This is a genomic window from Streptomyces luteireticuli (genome assembly GCF_041519305.1).
Taxonomy (GTDB): Bacteria; Actinomycetota; Actinomycetes; order Streptomycetales; family Streptomycetaceae; genus Streptomyces; species Streptomyces luteireticuli.
This window is the reverse complement of record NZ_CP167927.1, coordinates 2,602,585-2,625,353: the sequence shown is the minus strand read 5'-3', so window position 1 is coordinate 2,625,353 and position 22,769 is coordinate 2,602,585. Positions and strand designations below refer to the sequence as shown.

Genomic DNA, 22,769 nt, shown 5'->3' with positions numbered 1-22,769 from the left:
GCTATCGCTGGGGATCGATCTCCCGCAGCCGTCCCGTGGTCACGTCGAAGACGAAGCCGCGCACGTCGTCGGTGTACGGCAGGAACGGCGAGGTGCGGACGCGCTGCATGGACTGGCGCACGTCCTGGTCGAGGTCCTTGAACGCCTCGACCGCCCACGCGGGACGCTGGCCGACCTCGGCCTCGATGTCGTGCCGGAAGTCCTCGGTGAGGTCGAGCAGGCCGCAGCCGGTGTGGTGGATGAGCACCACCGAACGCGTGCCCAGGGCGCGCTGGCTGATGGTGAGGGAGCGGATGATGTCGTCGGTGACCACACCGCCGGCGTTGCGGATGGTGTGGCAGTCGCCGAGCTCCAGGCCCAGCGCGGCGTGCAGGTCCAGACGGGCGTCCATGCAGGCGACGACCGCGACCTTCAGGACGGGCCGGGCGTCCATGCCCGGATCGGTGAACGCGGCGGCGTACTCCGCGTTGGCCTCGACGAGGCGGTCGGTGACCGTCGGCCGGCTGCTGCCGGGCGCGGGGTTCCGGCTGGGGGGCGGGGTCGCGGATATCGACATACGCATGACGGTAGTCGGCCACGGGCCCGTCGGCCCGCCCGAGGGAGGGGCAATCCTGCCCGACCCGGGCTTCTGTGAGGTAAGCCACAGGGGTGATCTTCGTATATCTGTGCGAATGAAGGGGGCCGGCGGTCCGCCGGGGGACGCGCTGGCCAGTTGATTGACCGAAGGGACGAGTGGACTAAAGTGGCGCGAAGTGGGAGGCGAGACGCTCCCCTTGGATCCGTTGACTCGAAGAACCCGCACGTGCGCGACGTTCCCGTACCTCTCGGCCTCCTCCCGCTCCCGGCCGCCCCGCGTGCCGCATCCCCTTCGAGCGGGCGGGGACCCGGCGGTGCGTGCGCGACGCGCCGTACCCCACTCCCAGAAGGGCCCATGGCCGGCAACGCGCGACACGTCCCCGTCATGCTCCAGCGATGCCTGGACATGCTCGCTCCCGCTCTCACCGGGCCCGGCGCCGTCGTCGTCGACTGCACCCTGGGCGCCGGCGGGCACAGCGAGGCGCTGCTGAAGACCTTCCCCGGAGTGCGGCTCGTCGCCCTCGACCGGGACCCCACCGCCCTGAAGCTGGCCGGCGAGCGGCTCGCCCCCTTCGGCGAGCGCGCCACCCTGGTGCAGGCCGTCTACCACGAGCTCCCCGAGGTGCTGGAGCGCCTGGGCATCCCCAAGGTGCAGGGCGTCCTCTTCGACCTCGGCGTCTCCTCCATGCAGCTCGACGAGGCGGACCGCGGCTTCGCCTACGCGCAGGACGCGCCGCTGGACATGCGCATGGACCAGACGACGGGCATCAGCGCCGCCGAGGTCCTCAACACCTACCCGCCGGGCGAACTGGTGCGGATCCTGCGCGCGTACGGCGAGGAGAAGCAGGCCAAGCGGATCGTCTCGGCCGTCGTCCGGGAGCGCGAGAAGGAGCCCTTCTCGAACAGCGCCCGGCTCGTCGAGCTCATCCGCGACGCGCTCCCGCAGGCCGCCAAGCGCACCGGCGGCAACCCCGCCAAGCGCACCTTCCAGGCGCTGCGCATCGAGGTCAACGCCGAACTGGCCAGTGTGGAGGCAGCCATTCCGGCGGCCGTCGCCGCGCTCGCGGTGGGCGGCCGGATCGCGGTGCTGTCCTACCAGTCGCTGGAGGACCGCATCGTCAAGGGCGTCTTCGCCGCCGGGGCCGCCAGCACCGCCCCGCCCGGGCTGCCGGTCGTCCCCGAGCGCTACCAGCCGCGCCTCAAGCTGCTCACCCGCGGCGCCGAGCTGCCCACCGAGGAGGAGATCGCCGAGAACCGGCGGGCCGCCCCGGCGCGGCTGAGGGGCGCGGAGCGCATCCGCGAGGACGTCGGGGACGCGCCGTGACACCGGCCGCCGCCCGCGGCCGGGGCGCGCTCCTCGGCCGGCTGCTGCCCCTGGGGCCCGCCGGAATGCGGCGGACCCCCTTCGTCCTGCTGGTCGTCTTCCTCCTCGGCTCCGGCCTCATCGCCCTGCTGCTGCTCAACTCCTCGCTCAACCAAGGGTCGTTCGAGCTCACCAAGCTCCAGCGCAAGACCACCGAGCTGACCGACGAACAGCAGGCGCTCCAGCAGGAGGTGGACCAGCTCGCCGCCCCCGACGCGCTGGAGCGGCGCGCCCGCGAGCTGGGCCTGGTCCCCGGCGGCAGCCCCGCCTTCCTCGGCCCGGACGGCACGGTCCACGGCGTCCCGGCCCCGGCCCCGCCGGCCGGCGGCACGCCGGAGACGGACCCCGCGGCGTACGTCCCGGGGGCCGTGCGTCCCGGGGGAACCCCGCCCGGAACGCCGCCGAATCCGGCCGTCGTCCCGGACCGGGCCGCTGCACCGAACGCCCCGGGCGTACAGGGAGTGCCGGGAGGACCCCGTCCGCCGGCCGCGCCCCCCGTGCCGGACCCGGCGTACCAGCCGTACCAACTGCCCGCCGCCACGGCGCCGAACGGGCAGAACCCGCCCGCAGTCCAGCCCCAGCGGCCGAGCGGCCCCGCGGCGAACGGGCAGACCCCGGCGCTCCCGCCGTACCCGCAGCCCCCACGGCCCGCCGGCCCGGCCGGTACCCCGCCGCAGACCCCCACCGTCCCCGGATCCCCAGGCAGGTGACGAAGTGACGGCGCCCAGGCAGCCCCGCCGCCCGGTTCCCGGGCCCGCCCGTCCCGCGGCCCGGACCGGCACCCGGCCGCGCTCCGCCGTCGCGGCGCAGCCCCTGCGCCTGGGCAGTCCCAAACCCCGGCTGCGCCTGATCGGGTTCGCGCTCACGCTGGTCATGCTGGCGTTCACCATGCGGCTGCTCCAGGTGCAGGCCGTCGACGCGAGCGCATACGCGGCCCGGGCCAACGTCAACCGCTACATCCCCGTCACCCTGGCCGCCGAGCGCGGCACCATCACCGACCGCAACGGGGTGGACCTGGCCACCACCGTCGACGCCTACGACATCACCGCCGCGCCCGACCTGCTCACCCCCGAGCGGATCAAGATCCCCGACGCCCCGCGCAGGGCGGCCGCCCTGCTCGCCCCGGTCCTCGGCGAGAGCGCGGACGGCATCGAGGAGAAGCTCACCGCCAACCCGAGGTCCAAGTACGTGGTGCTGGCCCGCCAGCAGACCCCGCAGGTGTGGAACCGGATCCGGGAGCTGAAGAAGAAGGAGGCGGCCCGCACGCCCAAGGGGCGCGGCGGGGTCAACCTGCTCACCGGCCTCAACCGCGAGGCCCACAGCAGGCGTGTGTACCCCAACGGGGATCTGGCCGCCGGGATGCTGGGCTTCGTCAACGCCGACGGCCGGGGCGGCGGCGGGCTGGAGGCCCAGCTGAACACCGAGCTCGCGGGCAAGGACGGCAAGCGCGTCTACGCCCAGTCCGGCGGCCGCCAGGTGCCCACCGGCGACCTCAAGGAGCAGGCGGCGGTGCCCGGTTCGGACGTCGAGCTGACCATCGACCGGGACATCCAGTGGGCCGCCCAGAACGCGGTGGCCGAGCAGGTGCGCGCCTCGGCGGCCGACCGCGGCTACGTCGTCGTCCAGGACTCCCGCACCGGCGAGATCCTGGCCATGGCCAACGCCCCCGGCTACAACCCCAACGACCTCGCCCACGCCGACCGCGCGGCCATGGGCAACGCGGCCGTCCAGGACGCCTACGAGCCCGGCAGCGTCAGCAAGGTGATGACCATGGCCGCCGTCCTGGAGGAGGGCGCGGCCACCCCGGACACCCATGTCGAGGTCCCCAACCGGCTGCCGCGCGCCGACCGTTCGTTCGCCGACGACATCGACCACGGGATCTGGCACCTGACCCTCAACGGGGTGCTCGCCAAGTCCAGCAACATCGGCACCATCCTCGCCAGCGAGCAGCTCGGGAAGACGAGGGAGCAGGCCAACCAGGTCCTCCACTCGTACCTGAGCAAGTTCGGCATGGGGAAGCCCACCGGGCTGGGCTTCCCCGGGGAGACGCCCGGCATCCTCGCCCCGTGGCAGAAGTGGGAGCAGTCGCAGGCGTACACCATCCCGTTCGGCCAGGGCCTGTCCCTCAACGCCCTGCAGGCGGCGTCCGTCTACTCCACCATCGCGGGCGGCGGCGAGCGGGTGCGGCCGACGCTGGTGCGCGGCAGCAAGGGGCCCGACGGGCGGTTCACCCCCGCGGCCACCCCGCCGCGCACCCGGGTGATCAGCGAGAAGACCGCCAAGCAGCTGTCCACGATGCTCGAATCCGTGGTCGACGACCGGGACGGCACCGGCACCAAGGCGAAGATCCCCGGCTACCGGGTGGCGGGCAAGACCGGCACGTCCAACCGGGTGGATCCGGCCACCGGCCGCTACCACGGCTACACCGCGTCCTTCGCCGGCTTCGCCCCCGCCGACCAGCCGAGGATCACGGTCTACTGCGCCATCCAGAACCCCACCCGGGGCAGCTACTTCGGCGGCCAGATCTGCGGACCGGTCTTCCAGCAGGTCATGTCCTTCGCGCTGAAGACCCTCCAGGTGCCGCCCTCGGGCAGCCCGCCGCCCCGGCTGCCCGTGGAATATTAGGTGAGCCCCCGTGCGACGCCGCCGGGCCGTGGGACTGTGACGCACGGCACTGTCCACCCCGGGAACCGGGCCCCCGCGTGCCCCTCGCTTCGCGACGGGCCGGGTGCGCCCGGTACGCTCACCGCCGTGCCCCACGCTGATCAGTCCCCAGCCACGCCCCCGGAAGCGACCGCTCCGGGAGCGCCCCGTCCCACCCGGGTCCGGCCCGTGCCCCTCGCGGACCTCGTCGGTCAGCTGGGCATCCGGGTCCCCGAGGGCGCTTCGGACGCCGCCGTCTCCGGCATCACCCATGACTCGCGCGCCGTCCGCCCCGGCGACCTCTACGCCGCCCTGCCCGGCGCCCGCTTCCACGGCGCCGACTTCGCCGCCCAGGCGGCCGGTCTCGGCGCCGCCGCCGTGCTGACCGACCCGGCGGGCGCCGAGCGCGCCGCCGCCACCGGCCTCCCGGTCCTCGTCGTGGACGACCCGCGGGCCCGGATGGGCGCCCTCGCGGCGACGGTCTACGGGGAGCCCGGCCGGGAGCTGCTGCAGATCGGCATCACCGGCACCTCCGGGAAGACCACCACCGCGTATCTCATTGAGGGGGGCCTGCGCGCAGCGCAGTCCACCAAGGGCGGTGGTGGGCGACGGGAGGGAGGGCTGCGCGCCGCCGGCGGGCTGACGGGCCTGATCGGCACCGTCGAGTCCCGCATCGGCGACGAGCGGATCAAGTCCGAGCGCACCACCCCCGAGGCCACCGACCTCCAGGCCCTCTTCGCCGTCATGCGCGAGCGGGGCGTCCGCTCGGTCGCCATGGAGGTCTCCAGCCACGCGCTGGTGCTGGGCCGGGTCGACGGCTGCGTCTTCGACGTCGCGGTCTTCAACAACCTCAGCCCGGAGCACATGGAGTTCCACTCCGGCATGGAGGACTACTACCGGGCCAAGGCCGAGCTCTTCACCAAGGAGCGCAGCCGGCTCGGCGTGGTCAACCTCGACGACGCGTACGGCCGCCGGCTCGTCGGCGACTCCGAGGTGCCGGTGGTCACCTTCTCCGCCGAGGGCCGCCCCGAGGCCGACTGGCGCGCCGTGGACGTCGTCACCGGCCCGTTCGACTCCTCGTTCACCGTCGAGGGCCCCGACGGGGTCCGGGTGTCCGCCCGTTCGCCGCTGGCCGGGCCCTTCAACGTGGCCAACGCGCTGGCCGCCGTCGTCGCCCTGGTCGCCGCCGGGACCGAGCCGCAGGCCGCCGCCGACGGCGTCGCCGCCGTGGCCGGCGTCCCCGGCCGGCTGGAGCGGGTCGACGCCGGGCAGCCCTATCTGGCCGTCGTGGACTACGCCCACAAGACGGACGCCGTCGAATCGGTTCTCCGCGCCCTGCGCAAGGTCACCCCGGGCCGCATCCACGCCGTCCTCGGCTGCGGCGGCGACCGGGACACCACCAAGCGCGCCCCGATGGGCGCCGCGCTGGCCCGCCTTGCCGACACCGCCGTCCTGACCTCCGACAACCCCCGCTCCGAGGATCCGCTCGCGATCCTCGCCAGCATGCTCACGGGCGCCGCCGAGGTGCCCGCGGGCGAGCGCGGCGCCGTCCTGCTGATGGAGGACCGCGCCCAGGCCATCGCGGCCGCCGTAGTCCGTGCCGAACCCGGCGACACCGTCCTCGTCCTGGGCAAGGGCCACGAGCAGGGCCAGGACATCGCCGGGGTGGTACGCCCCTTCGACGACCGTCTGGTCCTGCGCGAGGCCATCGAGCGCACCCAGGCGGCCACGCACCGGAACGACCAGGGATGACAGACCGCCATGCGCGCAGAACCCTCCCCCCGGAAGCACTCCCGAACGGCCGGGGGTGACCACCGGTGATCCCTCTGTCCCTCGCCGAGATCGCCGCCGTCGTCGGCGGGCAGCAGCACGACATACCGGACCCGGACGCCCGGGTCACCGGCCCCGTCGTCATCGACTCCCGTGAGGTGGTCCCCGGCGGGCTGTTCGCGGCCTTCGCCGGCGAGCATGTCGACGGGCACGACTACGCCGACCGTGCCATCGCCGCCGGTGCGGTGGCCGTACTGGCCACCCGCCCCGTCGGCGTACCCGCCGTCGTCGTCCCGGATGTCGTCGCCGCGCTCGGCGCGCTGGCCCGCGCCGTCACCGAGCGCCTGGGCGCCACCGTCGTCGGGCTGACCGGCTCGGCGGGCAAGACCAGCACCAAGGACCTGATCGGCCAGCTGCTGGAGCGGCTCGGCCCGACCGTCTGCCCGGCCGGGAACCTCAACAACGAGATCGGCCTCCCGCTGACCGCGCTGCGCGCCGGCGAGGACACCCGCCACCTCGTCCTGGAGATGGGCGCCCGCGGTGTCGGGCACATCCGCTACCTCGCGGAGCTCACCCCGCCGCGCATCGGCCTCGTGCTCAACGTCGGCACCGCGCACATCGGGGAGTTCGGCGGCCGGGAGCAGATCGCCGTTGCCAAGGGCGAGCTCGTCGAGGCCCTGCCGGCGGCCGCGGAGGGCGGCGTCGCCGTCCTCAACGCCGACGACCCGCTGGTGCGCGCCATGGCCGACCGCACCAAGGCCCGCGTCGTGCTGTTCGGCGAGGCCGCCGACGCCGACGTGCGCGCCGCGGACGTCCGGCTGACCGCGGCCGGGCAGCCCTCCTTCACGCTGCACACCCCCACCGGGTGCGCCGACGTGACGATGCGGCTGTACGGTGAGCACCACGTGTCGAACGCGCTCGCCGCCGCCGCCGTCGCCCATGAGCTGGGCATGCCCGTGCAGGAGATCGCCTCGGCGCTCTCCGGGGCGGGCCAGCTCTCCCGCTGGCGGATGGAGGTCACCGAGCGCGCGGACGGCGTGACGATCGTCAACGACGCCTACAACGCGAACCCCGAGTCCATGCGAGCCGCGCTCCGCGCGCTGGCCGCCATGGGCGACGCCGCCAAGGCGCGGGGGGGCCGCACGTGGGCGGTGCTCGGACAGATGGCCGAGCTGGGCGAGGAGTCGCTCGCCGAGCACGACGCGGTCGGACGGCTCGCCGTCCGGCTCAACGTCAGCAAGCTCGTGGCAGTCGGGGACAGGGAAGCGGCCTGGCTGTGCATGGGTGCCTACAACGAGGGTTCGTGGGGTGAGGAGTCGGTGCACGTGTCCGACGTGCGGGCGGCGGTCGACCTGTTGCGCAGCGAGCTGCGCCCGGGGGACGTCGTACTGGTGAAGGGGTCCAGGTCGGTGGGCCTGGAGCGGGTGGCCGAGCAGCTGCTCGCCGCTGAGGGCGAGGTCACCGGCTGATGAACCAGATCCTTGTCGCGGGTGTCATCGGTCTCTTCCTGACCCTCATCGGCACCCCGCTGCTGATCAAGTTCCTGGCCCGCAAGGGCTACGGCCAGTTCATCCGCGACGACGGCCCGCGCGGCCACGCCGGGAAGAAGGGCACGCCCACCATGGGTGGCATCGCCTTCATCCTGGCCACGCTCGTCGCCTATGCGCTGACCAAGGTCATCACCAGCAGCAACCCGACGACCTCCGGTCTGCTGGTGCTGTTCCTGACGGCCGGCATGGGCCTGGTGGGCTTCCTCGACGACTACATCAAGATCGTCAAGCAGCGGAGCCTCGGTCTGCGCGCCAAGGCGAAGATGGCCGGCCAGCTGATCGTCGGCATCGCCTTCGCGGTGCTCGCGCTGCAGTTCGCGGACGTCCGCGGGCAGACGCCGGCCTCGACCCGGCTGTCGTTCACCCAGGACTTCGGCTGGACGCTCGGCCCGGTGATCTTCGTGGTCTGGGCGCTGTTCATGATCCTCGCGATGTCGAACGGCGTGAACCTCACCGACGGCCTCGACGGCCTGGCCACCGGCGCCTCGGTGATGGTCTTCGGCGCGTACGTCTTCATCGGCACCTGGCAGCACGGCCAGTGGTGCGGCAACCCGCTGACCTCCGGCGCCGCCTGTTACGAGGTGCGCGATCCGCTCGACCTGGCCGTCGTCGCCTCGGCGCTGATGGGCTCGTGCTTCGGCTTCCTGTGGTGGAACACCTCGCCCGCCAAGATCTTCATGGGTGACACCGGTTCGCTCGCCCTGGGCGGCGCGCTCGCGGGTCTGGCCATCTGCTCCCGCACCGAGCTGCTGATCGCCCTGCTCGGCGGCCTGTTCGTCCTCATCACCATGTCCGTGGTGATCCAGGTCGGCTCCTTCCGCATGACCGGGAAGCGGGTCTTCCGGATGGCCCCGCTCCAGCACCACTTCGAACTCAAGGGGTGGAGCGAAGTCCTTGTGGTGGTCCGGTTCTGGATCATCCAGGGCCTGTGCGTGGCCGTCGGCCTCGGAATCTTCTACGCGGGATGGCTGGCCATCAAGTGACCACCTCGGAGTTCAACGGCAAGCACATCACCGTCGCCGGCCTCGGCGTGAGCGGCGTCAGCGCCGCCCGCGCCCTGGCCGGCCTCGGCGCCCGCGTCACCGTCGTCGACGGCGGTGACAGCGTGGCCCTGCGCGAGCGCGCGGCCGGGATCGGCGACGACATCGCCGTCCGCCTCGGTGACGCCGAGACCCTCCCCGAGGGCACCGACCTCGTCGTCACCTCGCCCGGCTGGCGCCCCGACAGCCCGCTCTTCGCGGCCGCCGCCGCGGCGGGCGTGGAGGTCGTCGGCGACGTCGAGATCGCCTGGCGGATCCGCGGCGAGGGCGCCCCGCCCTGGCTCGCGGTCACCGGCACCAACGGCAAGACCACGACGGTCCAGATGCTCGCCTCGATCCTGGAGGCCGCCGGGCTGCGCACCGCCGCCGTCGGCAACATCGGCACACCGATCGTCGACGTGGTGCTCTCCCAGGAGCCCTACGACGTCCTCGCCGTCGAGCTCTCCAGCTACCAGCTGCACTGGGCGCCCTCCGTGCGCGCCCACTCCGCGGCCGTGCTCAACCTGGCCCCGGACCACCTCGACTGGCACGGCTCCATGGCCGCCTACGCGGCCGACAAGGGCCGCGTCTACGAGGGCAACCAGGTCGCCTGCGTCTACAACACCGCGGACGTGCGCACCGAGCAGCTGGTCCGCGACGCCGACGTCGAGGAGGGCTGCCGCGCCATCGGCTTCACCCTCGGCGCCCCCGGCCTCTCCGAGCTCGGCGTGGTGGACGGCATCCTCGTGGACCGGGCCTTCGTCGCCGACCGGCAGCGCAACGCCCAGGAGCTGGCCGAGGTCTCCGACATCCGCCCGCCCGCGCCGCACAACATCGCCAACGCCCTGGCGGCCGCGGCCCTCGCCCGCGCCTTCGGCGTGGAGCCGAAGGCCGTCCGCGACGGACTGCGCGCCTTCCGGCCGGACGCCCACCGCATCGCCCACGTCGCCGACGTGGCGGGCGTGGCCTACGTGGACGACTCCAAGGCCACCAACACGCACGCCGCCGAGGCGTCGCTGGCCTCCTACGAGTCGATCGTGTGGATCGCGGGCGGCCTCGCCAAGGGAGCCACCTTCGACGAGCTCGTCACCCGGTCCGCGAAGCGGCTGCGCGGCGCCGTCCTGATCGGGGCGGACCGCGCGCTGATCAAGGAGGCGCTGGCGCGACACGCCCCGGATGTCCCGGTGGTGGACCTCGACCGGACCGACACTGGGGCGATGGCCGAGGCCGTCCGCGAGGCGGCCCGGCTCGCCGGCGAGGGCGACACCGTCCTGATGGCCCCGGCCTGCGCGTCGATGGACATGTTCACCAACTACGGCGAGCGGGGCGAGGCGTTCGCCGCCGCGGTCCGGGAGCTGGCCTCCGGCCGCACCACCAAGGAGTAGCCGCCCGGCGCCCGCCGCGGGCCGGACGGCGCGGGAGCAGCGGAGGGGACCGGATGCACGAGCACGTCGCACCACGGCCGGGGCCGTCCGGCCCGTGGACGGCCCTGCGCGGGCCCTCCGCGGGCTCCCGGTCCGTCCGCCCCTCCCGGCCCCCGGCCGCCCGCGGCGGCGCCTCCGGGGGCGGCCGCGGCGGCCCGCAGCGCGGCACCGTCCTGGGCGGGCTGCGCACCCTGCACATCCGCGCCAGACGCGCCTGGGACCGCCCGCTGACGGCCTACTACCTCATCCTCGGCGGCTCGCTGCTGATCCTCGTGCTGGGTCTGGTGATGGTCTACTCGGCCTCCCAGATCAAGGCGCTGCAGAGCGGGCTGGCCCCCACCTACTTCTTCCGCAAGCAGCTGCTGGCCGCCGCCATCGGCGCGGTCCTGCTGCTGGTGGCCGCCCGCACCCCCGTCAAACTGCTGCGGGCGCTGGCCTATCCACTGCTCGCCGGAACGGCCTTCCTGCTCGTCCTGGTCCAGGTCCCGGGCATCGGCGAGACCATCAACGGCAACACCAACTGGATCTCCCTCGGCGGCCCCTTCCAGGCCCAGCCCAGCGAGTTCGCCAAGCTCGCCGTGGTGCTCTGGGGCGCCGACCTGCTGGCCCGCAAGCAGTCCAAGAAGCTGCTCACCCAGTGGAAGCACCTGCTGGTGCCGCTGGTCCCGGTCACCTTCGTCCTGCTCGGCTTGATCATGATCGGCGGCGACATGGGCACCACCGTCGTCCTCACCGCCGTCCTGCTCGGCCTGCTGTGGGTGGCCGGCGCCCCCACCCGGCTGTTCTCCGGAGTGATCGGCGTCACGGCGGCGCTCGCCTTCCTGTTCATCAAGACCAGCGCCAACCGCATGTCCCGGCTGGCCTGCATCGGCGCCACCGACCCGGGCACCAACGACCAGTGCTGGCAGGCCGTGCACGGAATCTACGCCCTGGCCAACGGCGGCTGGTTCGGCGCCGGACTCGGTGCGAGCGTCGAAAAATGGGGCGAACTGCCCGAGCCCCACACCGACTTCATCTTCGCGATCACCGGTGAGGAGCTGGGTCTGGCGGGGACGCTGTCGGTTCTCGCCCTGTTCGCGGCTCTAGGCTATGCGGGTATCCGCGTGGCCGGACGCACGGAGGACCCCTTCGTGAGGTACGCCGCGGGAGCGGTGACCACCTGGATCACGGCCCAGGCCGTGGTCAACATCGGTGCGGTGCTCGGCCTGCTGCCGATCGCCGGAGTACCGCTGCCGCTGTTCTCCTACGGAGGGTCCGCCCTGCTGCCGACCATGTTCGCCATCGGTCTGCTCATCGCCTTCGCGCGCGACGAGCCCGGTGCGCGGGCGGCACTGGCCATGCGGCAGCCTGGGGTGAGATGGAAGACGATGAGACGGCGCGTCAAGAAGCGGCCGTCCGGAGAGCGGTGAATTTCGGTGCATGTCGTACTCGCCGGCGGGGGGACCGCCGGCCACATCGAGCCCGCGCTCGCCCTCGCGGACGCCCTGCGCAGGCAGGACCCGACCGTGGGGATCACGGCGCTCGGCACGGAGCGCGGGCTGGAGACCCGGCTCGTGCCCGAGCGGGGCTATGAGCTCGGCCTCATTCCCGCCGTACCGCTGCCCCGCAAGCCCACCCCGGAGCTGATCACCGTCCCCGGCCGGCTGCGCGGCACCATCAAGGCGGCCGAGCAGATCCTGGAGCGCACCAAGGCGGACTGCGTCGTCGGCTTCGGCGGCTATGTGGCGCTGCCCGGCTACCTGGCCGCCAAGCGGCTCGGGGTGCCGATCATCGTCCACGAGGCCAACGCCCGCCCGGGCCTGGCCAACAAGATCGGCTCGCGCTACGCCGCCGCGGTGGCCGTGTCCACCCCCGACAGCAAGCTGCGCAACGCCCGCTACGTGGGCATCCCGCTGCGCCGCACCATCGCCACCCTGGACCGGGTGGCCCTGCGCCACGAGGCGCGGATGGCCTTCGGTCTGGACCCCAACCTGCCGACGCTGCTGGTCTCCGGCGGTTCGCAGGGCGCCCGCCGGCTGAACGAGGTCGTCCAGGCCGTCGCCCCCTCGCTGCAGCGCTCCGGCGTCCAGATCCTGCACGCGGTCGGTCCGAAGAACGACCTGCCGCACGCGGACAACATGCCCGGAATGCCGCCTTACATCCCGGTATCGTATGTGGACCGCATGGACCTCGCGTACGCCGCGGCCGACATGATGCTCTGCCGCGCGGGCGCGATGACCGTCGCCGAACTGTCCGCCGTCGGGCTCCCGGCCGCCTACGTCCCGTTGCCCATCGGCAACGGCGAACAGCGGCTCAACGCCCAGCCGGTGGTCAAGGCCGGCGGCGGACTGCTGGTCGACGACGCCGAGCTGAGCCCCGAGTGGATCCACCACAACGTGCTCCCGGTGCTCACCGACCCGCACCGGCTGTACGACATGTCCCGCGCCGCCGCCGAGTTCGGCCGCCGGGACGCCGACGAGCTGCTGGTCGGCATGGTGTACGAGGCGATCGCCGCACGCAGGGCGGGCTGACGGCCCGCAGGCAGGGAGGCTGAGCAGCGTGGCCGGACCGACGACCGCCCGGCGCGGCGGCGAACGGAACCGTAAGCCGGGGCCGAAGTCGTCGGCCGGCTCCTCCCGGCCCCCCAAGGGCCCCCAGAAGAAGCCCGCCCGGCCCAGGGGCCGGGCGGGCGCCGCGCGGTCCCGTGCGGGCCGCACCGGCCTGTTCGCGGGGTTCTCGCGGCGCACCCGGCTGATCCTGGCGGCGGTCGCGGCCGTGCTCCTCGGCACGGGCGTGGTCTGGGCCCTGTACGGCTCCAGCTGGCTGCGCGCCACCCATGTCGAGGTCGCAGGCACCGAGGTACTGACGGCCGGGGAGGTGCGCGAGGCCGCCGCCGTGCCGCTCGGCGAGCCGCTGGTGTCCGTGGACACCGACGCCATCGCGGACCGGCTGCGCAAGCGGCTGCCCCGGATCGAGTCGGTCGACGTCGGCCGCTCCTGGCCGCGCGGAATCCGGCTGGAAGTGACCGAACGTCAGCCGAGGGCGATCCTCGAAAAGGGCGGGAAGTTCATCGAAATCGACGGTATGGGCGTGCGGTTCGCCACAGTCGACCGCGCTCCCGCCAAGGTGCCGCGGCTGGTGATGGAGGCTCCGGAGGACTCGCCGGGCGTCCGCCACTTCGGCCGCGCGCGCCTGGAGCGCGAGGGCGTGCGCGCCTCGGCGGCCCTGCCCGCGGACGTGCGCCGGGACACCCTCGTCATCCGCGTACGCTCGTACGACTCCATCACCGTGGAGTTGACGGGGGGTCGGACCGTGGTCTGGGGCAGCGGCGAGCGGGGCGACGCCAAGGCCCGTACGCTGACTGCCCTGATGAAGGCGGCGGGCGGTGCGAAGCGCTTCGACGTCAGCGCCCCGGGCTCCCCCGCGGCGTCGGGGAGTTGACGCACCGTGGGGCCGGGCAGCACCCTGGTTGGCTACGCCTATGGGTGATCACATAGGGTGAAAAGAAAAACGGGAGGTTCGGCGTGTTCGTTGAACACGCACCACTTGTCGACTTAGTGTCCTGTCCCGGGAACCCAGGGAACAGTGGCACGGGTAACCCTAAACTTCAACGTTAGGGTTCGGGTTGGCATTGCGAACCGTCCTCCAGGCATACGTAACTCGAGGCGAGAGGCCTTCGACGTGGCAGCACCGCAGAACTACCTCGCAGTCATCAAGGTCGTCGGCATCGGCGGCGGTGGCGTCAACGCCATCAACCGGATGATCGAGGTCGGTCTCAAGGGCGTCGAGTTCATCGCGATCAACACCGATGCACAGGCCCTGCTGATGAGCGACGCCGACGTCAAGCTCGACGTCGGCCGGGAGCTCACCCGTGGCCTCGGCGCGGGCGCGAACCCGGACGTCGGCCGCAAGGCCGCCGAGGACCACCGCGAGGAGATCGAGGAGGTCCTCAAGGGGGCCGACATGGTCTTCGTCACCGCGGGCGAGGGCGGTGGCACCGGCACCGGCGGCGCACCCGTCGTGGCCAACATCGCGCGCTCGCTGGGCGCCCTGACGATCGGTGTGGTCACCCGGCCGTTCACCTTCGAGGGCCGCCGCCGCGCGAACCAGGCCGAGGACGGCATCGCCAGCCTGCGCGACGAGGTCGACACCCTCATCGTCATCCCCAACGACCGGCTGCTGTCCATCTCGGACCGCCAGGTGAGCGTGCTCGACGCGTTCAAGTCCGCGGACCAGGTGCTGCTGTCGGGTGTCCAGGGCATCACCGACCTCATCACCACCCCGGGTCTCATCAACCTCGACTTCGCCGACGTCAAGTCCGTGATGTCCGAGGCCGGTTCCGCCCTCATGGGCATCGGCTCGGCGCGCGGCGACGACCGTGCGGTGGCCGCGGCCGAGATGGCGATCTCCTCGCCGCTGCTGGAGGCGTCCATCGACGGCGCCCGCGGTGTGCTGCTCTCCATCTCCGGCGGCAGCGACCTCGGTCTCTTCGAGATCAACGAGGCCGCCCAGCTGGTGAGCGAGGCCGCCCACCCCGAGGCCAACATCATCTTCGGTGCCGTCATCGACGACGCCCTGGGCGACGAGGTCCGGGTCACCGTCATCGCGGCCGGCTTCGACGGCGGCCAGCCGCCGGCCAAGAACCGGGACAAGGTGCTCGGTTCGTCCTACGGCCGCGAGGAGAGCAGCGCCCCGGCGCCCTCGGCCGCCGGCCGGCAGGCCCCGCCGGCCGAGCCGGCCCGCCCGGCCTTCGGCGGTCTGGGCAATGTGACCCCCCGCACCGAGGAGCCGGTTCCGGACCCGGTGCCGGTCGCCGAGGTCCCGCCGCCCCCGGCGGCCTCCCCCCAGGTCCCGCCGGCCCGTCCGTACCAGGACTCGACCGCCGAGGAACTGGACGTTCCCGACTTCTTGAAATGACGCGGCTTGAAGTGACGCGGTCCGAAGTGACCCCGGTGATAGGAAATTCCGCCCCGCACACCAGGGGCCGGCCCGATGTGGCACACGTGAGCGGCGCGCACTTCGCCTCCACCGACCGGTGGGGCGGGGTGAGCGCCGCTCCGTATGCGGAGCTCAACCTGGGCGGCGCGGTCGGCGACGACCCCGCGGCGGTCCGGACCAACCGGGAGCGGGTCGCGCGCTCGCTCGGCCTCGACCCGGCCATGGTCGTCTGGATGAACCAGGTGCACGGCAAGGACGTGGCCGTGGTGGACGGGCCGTGGCGCTCCGGCGAGCCGGTCCCGTCCGTGGACGCGGTGGTGACGGACCGCCGGGGGCTGGCCCTCGCGGTGCTCACCGCCGACTGCACCCCGGTCCTGCTCGCCGACCCGGTCGCCGGGATCGCGGGTGCGGCCCACGCCGGACGGCCGGGACTGGTCGCCGGTGCGGTGCCGGCGGTCGTCGAGGCGATGACCGGACTCGGCGCCGACCCCGCCCGGATCGTCGCCCACCTCGGCCCCTCGGTCTGCGGCGGATGCTACGAGGTGCCGGAGACAATGCGGGCCGACGTCGCCGCGGTGGTCCCGGAGGCATGGGCCACCACCCGTGGCGGCACCCCCGCGGTGGATGTGGCCGCCGGGGTCCGGGCCCAGCTCGGCCGAATGGGCGTCAGCGCCGTCACCCAATCGGACAGGTGCACGCTGGAATCGGCGGACCACTTCTCGTACCGGCGCGAGCGCGTCACGGGACGGCTCGCCAGCTATGTATGGCTCGAAGGGGAGTCCGGGCGATGACGGACCGCAGGACCCAATTGGCCCAGAATCTCGCCCGGGTGGAGGAACGTATCGCCGCAGCATGTGCGGCGGTGGGCCGAAAGCGTGAAGAGGTGACCCTCATCGTGGTCACCAAGACGCATCCCGCAAGTGATGTCCGCCTCCTGGCCGAGCTGGGCGTCCGTCATGTCGCGGAGAATCGCGACCAGGACGCGGCGCCAAAAGCTGCGGAATGCTCGGACCTGCCCCTTACCTGGCACTTCGTCGGTCAATTGCAGACCAACAAAGTAAAGTCCGTGGTCAATTATGCCGACGTTGTGCACTCAATTGACCGGGTTCGATTGGTCACGGCACTTTCCGCGGCGGCGGTGCGTCAGGGCAGAGAACTGGACTGCCTGATTCAGGTCGCGCTGGACGCGGAGACGGGAGAGGCCGGAGGGCGGGGCGGGGTCGCTCCCGACGGGGTCGCGGCCCTGGCGGACGCGATCGCCGGGGCCCAGGGACTGCGCCCGGCGGGGCTGATGACGGTGGCTCCGCTGGCCGGGCCGTACGCGGGGCGGCCGCGGGCGGCGTTCGAGCGGCTGCGGGAAATCGCAACGGACCTGCGCGCGGCCCATCCTGCTGCGAACATGGTGTCCGCAGGAATGAGCGCTGATCTGGAGGACGCGGTGGCGGCGGGTGCGACACATGTACGCGTCGGCACAGCGGTACTCGGAAGCCGACCACGGCTCGGGTAACGTCGCCAAGAGTCGGACCACAGCACAAAATATGGTCATTCCCGTCAGAAGTCGGGCAGACCAAGTGGATCCAGCGCCGTTAGAGGAGCCGATCCACCACAGAGCGGAGGACGCAGAGAATGGCCGGCGCGATGCGCAAGATGGCGGTCTACCTCGGCCTCGTGGAGGACGATGGGTACGACGGCCGGGGATTCGACCCCGATGACGAGTTCGAGCCCGAGCCGGAGCCCGACCGGCGCCGGCAGCAGCACCAGGCCCAACAGACGCAACCGGACGAACCGGTTCGAGTCGCCCAGCCCCCGGCGCAGCGCGAACCCGCTCCGCTGACAGCGGAAACGGGACGACCCGCCCGAATCGCCCCCGTGTCGTCCATCACACCCGAACGCCACTCCCTGGAGAAGAACGCACCGGTGATCATGCCCAAAGTTGTGTCCGAGCGGGAGCCCTACCGCATCACGACATTGCACCCCCGGACCTACAACGAGGCCCGTACCATCGGGGAACACTTCCGCGAGGGCACCCCGGTGATCATGAATCTGACCGAGATGGACGACACCGATGCGAAGCGACTTGTCGACTTCGCCGCCGGTCTCGTCTTCGGTCTGCACGGCAGCATCGAACGGGTGACGCAGAAGGTGTTCCTGCTGTCTCCTGCTAACGTCGATGTCACGGCGGAGGACAAGGCCCGTATCGCAGAGGGCGGGTTCTTCAACCAGAGCTAGAGACGCACAATCAGGCAATGCCGGTGAGTGACGGTCAAATGGACCGGACACGGTGAGGGGAGAGGGAAGCGCGGGATGGACATCGCACGGCAGGTGGTCTACATCGCGCTGTACGTCTTCCTGATCGTGCTCATCTTCCGGTTGGTGATGGATTACGTCTTCCAGTTCGCCCGCTCGTGGCAACCCGGTAAGGCGATGGTGGTCGTCCTTGAGGCCACCTACACTGTCACCGATCCGCCACTCAAGCTTCTGCGGCGGTTCATCCCGCCGCTGCGTCTCGGGGGCGTGGCGCTCGACCTGTCCTTCTTCGTACTGATGATCATCGTCTACATCCTGATCACCGTCGTGGAGCGGCTGTGAACGCGGCTGTGAACGATACGGTCTTGCCGATTGCCGACGACTACGTTGAGGTGAAGAAGAGATGCCGCTGAGCCCCGAGGACGTGCGGAACAAGCAGTTCACGACCGTCCGTCTCCGAGAAGGCTATGACGAGGACGAGGTCGACGCCTTTCTCGACGAGGTCGAGGCCGAACTGACCCGCCTGCTCCGGGAGAACGAGGACCTGCGCGCCAAGCTGGCGGCGGCGACCCGTGCCGCGGCGCAGAACCAGCAGCAGGGGATGCGCAAGCCGGAGCCGCAGGACCAGCGGACCGGTCCCGGGGCTCCCGTGCCCGCCGCCATATCCGGCCCGCAGCCGGTGCCGCCGAACCAGCAGCAGATGGGCGGCCCGCCGCAGTTGCCGGGCGGTGCCCCGCAGCTGCCGGCCGGGCCGGGCGGACACGGCCACGGTCCCCAGGGCCCGCACGGTGCGGGTCCCATGGGTCAGAACCCCATGGGCCAGGGTGGCCCGATGGGCGGTCCGATGGGTCAGGGTGGTCCCGGCCCGATGGGCCAGGGCGGCCCCATGGGCGGTCCTGTTCCGATGGGTCAGGGTGGTCCCGGCCCCATGGGTCAGGGCGGTCCCGGTCCGATGGGCCAGGGCGGTCCGATGGGCGGCCCCGGTCCCCAGCTGCCCCAGCCGGGTCAGGGCCCGGGCGGCGACAGCGCGGCCCGCGTGCTCTCGCTCGCACAGCAGACGGCCGATCAGGCGATCGCGGAGGCCCGCTCCGAGGCCAACAAGATCGTCGGCGAGGCCCGTAGCCGTGCCGAGGGTCTGGAGCGGGACGCCCGCGCCAAGGCCGACGCCCTGGAGCGGGACGCGCAGGAGAAGCACCGCGTGGCGATGGGCTCGCTGGAGTCCGCGCGCGCCACGCTGGAGCGCAAGGTCGAGGACCTGCGCGGCTTCGAGCGCGAGTACCGTACGCGGCTGAAGTCCTACCTGGAGAGCCAGCTGCGTCAGCTGGAGAACCAGGCGGACGACTCGCTGGCCCCGCCGCGCGCCACCGGCGCGCCGTCGCTGCCGCCGGCCCCCTCGATGAGCGGGTCCATGGCATCGGCCGGTGCGGGCATGGGCGGTCACAGCAGCATGGGCGGCAACTCGTCCATGGGCGGCGGTCCGGGTCAGTCGGGCAACCCGTCGTACGGCGGGCAGCAGCAGATGTCGCCCGCGATGACGCAGCCGATGGCGCCAGTGCGGCCGCAGGGGCCGCAGCCGATGCAGGCTCCCTCGCCGATGCGTGGGTTCCTGATCGACGAGGACGACAACTGACGGGCTGCGCCCTCTAGGGCGCTTGTCGTCGGGCAATTACGGGCCGGGCCCCTGGGAGTTTCCCAGGGGCCCGGCCCGTTTGTGTGTGCGGGGGCAACGGTGGTTGCTGTGGGGGGAGTTTGCCCCTGGCCCGCCCTTTCACCGTTTCTTTGCGCTCCGCGCGGGTGTCCTCAAGCGCCGGACGGGCTGATATTCAGCCCGTCCGGCGCTTGAGGGGTTACGCCTTGCGGAGGCGGAACGTCAGGGACAGGGGCTCGTCCTCGAACGGCGCGCCGAACGTCTCGTCCGCCTCGCCCGTCGCGAAGTCCGTCGCCAGGACCTCGTCCGCGATGAGGGAGGAGTGGTCGGCCAGGGCCGTGCGGACCTCCTCGTCGGTGGACTGCCAGCGCAGGGCGATGCGGTCGGCGACGTCGAGGCCACTGTTCTTGCGGGCCTCCTGGATGAGGCGGATCGCGTCGCGGGCCAGGCCGGCGCGGCGCAGTTCCGGGGTGATCTCCAGGTCGAGGGCGACGGTCGCACCCGAGTCGGAGGCCACCGACCAGCCCTCGCGGGGGGTTTCGGTGATGATGACCTCGTCGGGGGAGAGGGGGACCTGTTCGCCGTCCACGACGACCGAGGCGTTGCCTTCGCGCAGGGCGAGGGAGAGGGACGCCGCGTCCGCTGCGGCGACCGCCTTGGCCACGGCCTGGACGCCCTTGCCGAAACGCTTGCCCAGGGCACGGAAGTTGGCCTTGGCGGTGGTGTCGACCAGGGAGCCGCCCACCTCGGAGAGGGAGGCGAGGGAGGAGACATTGAGCTCCTCGGTGATCTGGGTGCGCAGTTCGGCGGAGAGGGACTCGAAGCCGGTCGCGGCGACCAGGGCGCGGGAGAGCGGCTGACGCGTCTTCACGCCGGACTCGGCGCGGGTGGCGCGGCCCAGCTCGACAAGGCGGCGGACCAGGGTCATCTGGCGCGACAGGTCCGGGTCGATGAGGGACGTGTCGGCGGTCGGCCAGGTGGAGAGGTGGACCGATTCCGGGGCGTCCGGGGTGACCGGGGCGATCAGGTCCTGCCAGACCCGCTCGGTGATGAAGGGGACGAGCGGGGCCATCAGGCGGGTGACCGTCTCGACGACCTCGTGCAGCGTGCGCAGCGCGGCCGCGTCGCCCTGCCAGAAGCGGCGGCGCGAGCGGCGGACGTACCAGTTGGACAGGTCGTCGACGAACGCGGACAGCAGCTTGCCGGCGCGCTGGGTGTCGTAGGCCTCCATGGCCTGGGTGACCTGGTCGGTGAGGGTGTTGAGTTCGCCCAGCAGCCAGCGGTCCAGCAGGGGGCGGTCGGCCGGGGACGGGTCGGCGGCCGAGGGGGACCAGCCTGCGGTGCGGGCGTAGAGGGCCTGGAAGGCGACGGTGTTCCAGTAGGTCAGGAGGGTCTTCCTCACCACCTCCTGGATCGTGCCGTGGCCGACGCGGCGCGCGGCCCACGGGGAGCCGCCGGCGGCCATGAACCAGCGGACGGCGTCGGCGCCGTGCTGGTCCATCAGCGGGATCGGCTGGAGGATGTTGCCCAGGTGCTTGGACATCTTCCGGCCGTCCTCGGCGAGGATGTGGCCGAGGCAGACGACGTTCTCGTACGACGACTTGTCGAAGACGAGGGTGCCGACGGCCATCAGGGTGTAGAACCAGCCGCGGGTCTGGTCGATGGCCTCCGAGATGAACTGCGCCGGGTAGCGCTTCTCGAAGAGCTCCTTGTTCTTGTACGGGTAGCCCCACTGCGCGAACGGCATGGAACCCGAGTCGTACCAGGCGTCGATGACCTCGGGGACGCGGGTCGCCGTCTCCTGGCAGGTCGGGCAGGGGAAGGTGACGTCGTCGATGTACGGGCGGTGCGGGTCGAGGCTGCTCTGGTCGGTGCCGGTGAGCTCGGAGAGTTCGGCGAGGGAGCCGACGCAGGTGAGGTGGTTCTGCTCGCAGCGCCAGATGGGGAGCGGGGTGCCCCAGTAACGGTTGCGGGAGAGGGCCCAGTCGATGTTGTTGTTGAGCCAGTCGCCGAAGCGGCCGTGCTTGACGGAGTCCGGGAACCAGTTGGTCTTCTCGTTCTCCTGGAGCAGCCGGTCCTTGATGGCCGTGGTGCGGATGTACCAGGAGGGCTGCGCGTAGTAGAGCAGCGCGGTGTGGCAGCGCCAGCAGTGCGGGTAGCTGTGCTCGTACGCGACGTGCTTGAACAGCAGGCCGCGGGCGTCGAGGTCGGCGGTGAGCGCCTCGTCGGCCTTCTTGAAGAACTGGCCGCCGACGAGGGGGAGTTGCTCCTCGAAGGTGCCGTCGGCGCGGACCGGGTTGACGACCGGGAGGCCGTACGCGCGGCAGGTGCGGAGGTCGTCCTCACCGAAGGCCGGGGCCTGGTGGACGATGCCGGTGCCGTCCTCGGTCGTCACGTACTCGGCGTTGACGACGTAGTTGGCGTCCTCGAGGTCGACCAGGGCGAACGGGCGCTGGTACGCCCAGCGTTCCATCTCGCGGCCGGTGAAGGACTGGCCCGTGGCCGTCCAGCCCTCGCCGAGGGCCTTCTCCAGCAGCGGCTCGGCGACGACCAGCTTCTCGGTGCCGTCGGTGGCGACGACGTAGGTGACGTCGGGGTGGGCCGCGGCGGCGGTGTTGGAGACGAGGGTCCAGGGCGTCGTCGTCCAGACGAGGAGGGACGCCTCGCCGGCGAGCGGGCCGGAGGTCAGCGGGAAGCGGACGAAGACGGACGGGTCCACGACCGTCTCGTAGCCCTGCGCCAGCTCGTGGTCCGAGAGGCCGGTGCCGCAGCGGGGGCACCAGGGGGCCACGCGGTGGTCCTGGACGAGGAGGCCCTTGCTGAAGATCTCCTTCAGCGACCACCAGACGGACTGGACGTAGTCCGGGTCCATGGTGCGGTACGCGTCGTCCAGGTCCACCCAGTAGCCCATGCGGGTGGTGAGCTCGGTGAACGCGTCGGTGTGCCGGGTCACGGACTCGCGGCACTTGGCGTTGAACTCGGCGATGCCGTACGCCTCGATGTCCTGCTTGCCGGAGAAGCCGAGCTCCTTCTCGACGGCCAGCTCGACCGGCAGGCCGTGACAGTCCCAGCCGGCCTTGCGGCCCACGTGGTAGCCCTGCATGGTGCGGAAGCGCGGGAAGACGTCCTTGAAGACGCGGGCCTCGATGTGGTGCGCGCCGGGCATGCCGTTCGCCGTGGGCGGGCCCTCGTAGAACACCCACTCGGGGCGTCCCTCGGACTGTTCGAGGGTACGGGCGAAGATCTTCTGCTCGCGCCAGAACTCGAGCACGGCGTGCTCCAGGGCGGGCAGGTCGACCTGAGCGGGTACCTGGCGGTACTGCGTCATCGGCTTCCTCCGGCGGGACGGTTGTGCGCTGTCCGTCGGAGGGACGAGAGGCGCGTTGCTCGCTCCCGCGGTACCACCCTCCTTGGCCACGGGCCGTACGGCCCCCGGCCCCCTCATTGGGGTCGCGATGCCGGTTCTACTGACCCTGGGGGCAGGGCGTTCCTCCGGCGGCTCCGGGCTGATCTTCGCGCCGCGCACACCCCCGGGCTCGCACCGTCCCCGGGTCGCTGATGGCTGCGTACGGCGTTACTCGTCCCTTCCACGCCTTTCGCTCCGCCCAGTGT

Annotated in this window: 18 protein-coding genes; 16 read left to right on the top strand and 2 right to left on the bottom strand. The window is 72.1% G+C overall.

Features of this window, described 5'->3' with window-relative positions:
• Position 1: 1 nt before the first annotated feature.
• Entirely contained in the window at positions 2 to 556 is a 555-nt protein-coding gene (locus AB8735_RS11050) for a beta-class carbonic anhydrase (protein WP_372406930.1), read from the bottom strand.
• Between the two features lie 375 nt (positions 557 to 931).
• On the opposite strand from AB8735_RS11050, the gene rsmH reads away from it, so the two are divergent.
• The 16 genes from rsmH to AB8735_RS10970 all read left to right on the top strand — a co-directional run bounded on the left by rsmH (position 932) and on the right by AB8735_RS10970 (position 19,139).
• A complete protein-coding gene (gene rsmH / locus AB8735_RS11045) occupies positions 932 to 1,900 on the top strand; it encodes a 16S rRNA (cytosine(1402)-N(4))-methyltransferase RsmH (RefSeq protein ID WP_344024425.1) in 969 nt (322 codons plus the stop codon).
• Entirely contained in the window at positions 1,897 to 2,649 is a 753-nt protein-coding gene (locus AB8735_RS11040; protein WP_372406927.1) for a septum formation initiator family protein, read from the top strand. Before rsmH ends, AB8735_RS11040 begins: the two co-directional genes overlap by 4 nt.
• Positions 2,650 to 2,653: 4 nt before the next feature.
• On the top strand, positions 2,654 to 4,564 hold the full coding sequence (locus AB8735_RS11035; RefSeq protein ID WP_344024423.1) for a penicillin-binding protein 2: 1,911 nt from the start codon (positions 2,654 to 2,656) through the stop codon (positions 4,562 to 4,564).
• Between the two features lie 36 nt (positions 4,565 to 4,600).
• The gene (locus AB8735_RS11030; RefSeq protein ID WP_344024421.1) at positions 4,601 to 6,334 is read left to right on the top strand and encodes a UDP-N-acetylmuramoyl-L-alanyl-D-glutamate--2,6-diaminopimelate ligase; all 1,734 of its coding nucleotides are present in this window, start codon (positions 4,601 to 4,603) and stop codon (positions 6,332 to 6,334) included.
• A 65-nt stretch (positions 6,335 to 6,399) separates the two neighbouring features.
• Positions 6,400 to 7,821 (top strand): UDP-N-acetylmuramoyl-tripeptide--D-alanyl-D-alanine ligase, encoded by a 1,422-nt coding sequence (gene murF, locus AB8735_RS11025; protein ID WP_372406925.1) that lies wholly within the window; start codon positions 6,400 to 6,402, stop codon positions 7,819 to 7,821.
• On the top strand, positions 7,821 to 8,885 hold the full coding sequence (mraY, locus tag AB8735_RS11020) for a phospho-N-acetylmuramoyl-pentapeptide-transferase (protein ID WP_344024419.1): 1,065 nt from the start codon (positions 7,821 to 7,823) through the stop codon (positions 8,883 to 8,885). The genes murF and mraY overlap by 1 nt, the downstream gene beginning before the upstream one ends.
• Positions 8,867 to 10,306 (top strand): UDP-N-acetylmuramoyl-L-alanine--D-glutamate ligase, encoded by a 1,440-nt coding sequence (gene murD / locus AB8735_RS11015; protein ID WP_372406921.1) that lies wholly within the window; start codon positions 8,867 to 8,869, stop codon positions 10,304 to 10,306. Before mraY ends, murD begins: the two co-directional genes overlap by 19 nt.
• Positions 10,307 to 10,359: 53 nt before the next feature.
• On the top strand, positions 10,360 to 11,754 hold the full coding sequence (ftsW, locus tag AB8735_RS11010; RefSeq protein WP_344024416.1) for a putative lipid II flippase FtsW: 1,395 nt from the start codon (positions 10,360 to 10,362) through the stop codon (positions 11,752 to 11,754).
• A gap of 6 nt (positions 11,755 to 11,760) precedes the next feature.
• A complete protein-coding gene (gene murG, locus AB8735_RS11005; protein ID WP_344024414.1) occupies positions 11,761 to 12,855 on the top strand; it encodes an undecaprenyldiphospho-muramoylpentapeptide beta-N-acetylglucosaminyltransferase in 1,095 nt (364 codons plus the stop codon).
• 28 nt (positions 12,856 to 12,883) lie between these two features.
• Positions 12,884 to 13,765 carry a cell division protein FtsQ/DivIB gene (locus tag AB8735_RS11000; protein WP_372406920.1) on the top strand — a complete coding sequence of 294 codons (882 nt, stop codon included), beginning with the start codon at positions 12,884 to 12,886 and terminating at the stop codon, positions 13,763 to 13,765.
• A 240-nt stretch (positions 13,766 to 14,005) separates the two neighbouring features.
• Complete coding sequence (ftsZ, locus tag AB8735_RS10995; RefSeq protein WP_344024412.1) at positions 14,006 to 15,241, top strand: cell division protein FtsZ; 1,236 nt, start codon at positions 14,006 to 14,008, stop codon at positions 15,239 to 15,241.
• Between the two features lie 77 nt (positions 15,242 to 15,318).
• Complete coding sequence (pgeF, locus tag AB8735_RS10990) at positions 15,319 to 16,053, top strand: peptidoglycan editing factor PgeF (RefSeq protein ID WP_372406919.1); 735 nt, start codon at positions 15,319 to 15,321, stop codon at positions 16,051 to 16,053.
• Positions 16,050 to 16,769: a YggS family pyridoxal phosphate-dependent enzyme gene (locus tag AB8735_RS10985; protein ID WP_344024408.1), complete on the top strand. Its 720-nt coding sequence runs from the start codon at positions 16,050 to 16,052 to the stop codon at positions 16,767 to 16,769. Before pgeF ends, AB8735_RS10985 begins: the two co-directional genes overlap by 4 nt.
• Before the next feature lie 119 nt (positions 16,770 to 16,888).
• Positions 16,889 to 17,491: a cell division protein SepF gene (locus tag AB8735_RS10980; RefSeq protein WP_199893455.1), complete on the top strand. Its 603-nt coding sequence runs from the start codon at positions 16,889 to 16,891 to the stop codon at positions 17,489 to 17,491.
• 75 nt (positions 17,492 to 17,566) lie between these two features.
• Entirely contained in the window at positions 17,567 to 17,851 is a 285-nt protein-coding gene (locus tag AB8735_RS10975; protein ID WP_004955828.1) for a YggT family protein, read from the top strand.
• A gap of 61 nt (positions 17,852 to 17,912) precedes the next feature.
• A complete protein-coding gene (locus AB8735_RS10970) occupies positions 17,913 to 19,139 on the top strand; it encodes a DivIVA domain-containing protein (RefSeq protein WP_344024400.1) in 1,227 nt (408 codons plus the stop codon).
• Between the two features lie 217 nt (positions 19,140 to 19,356).
• On the opposite strand, the gene ileS is transcribed toward AB8735_RS10970, so the two are convergent.
• Positions 19,357 to 22,485: an isoleucine--tRNA ligase gene (ileS, locus tag AB8735_RS10965; RefSeq protein WP_372406917.1), complete on the bottom strand. Its 3,129-nt coding sequence runs from the start codon at positions 22,483 to 22,485 to the stop codon at positions 19,357 to 19,359.
• Positions 22,486 to 22,769 lie beyond the last annotated feature (284 nt).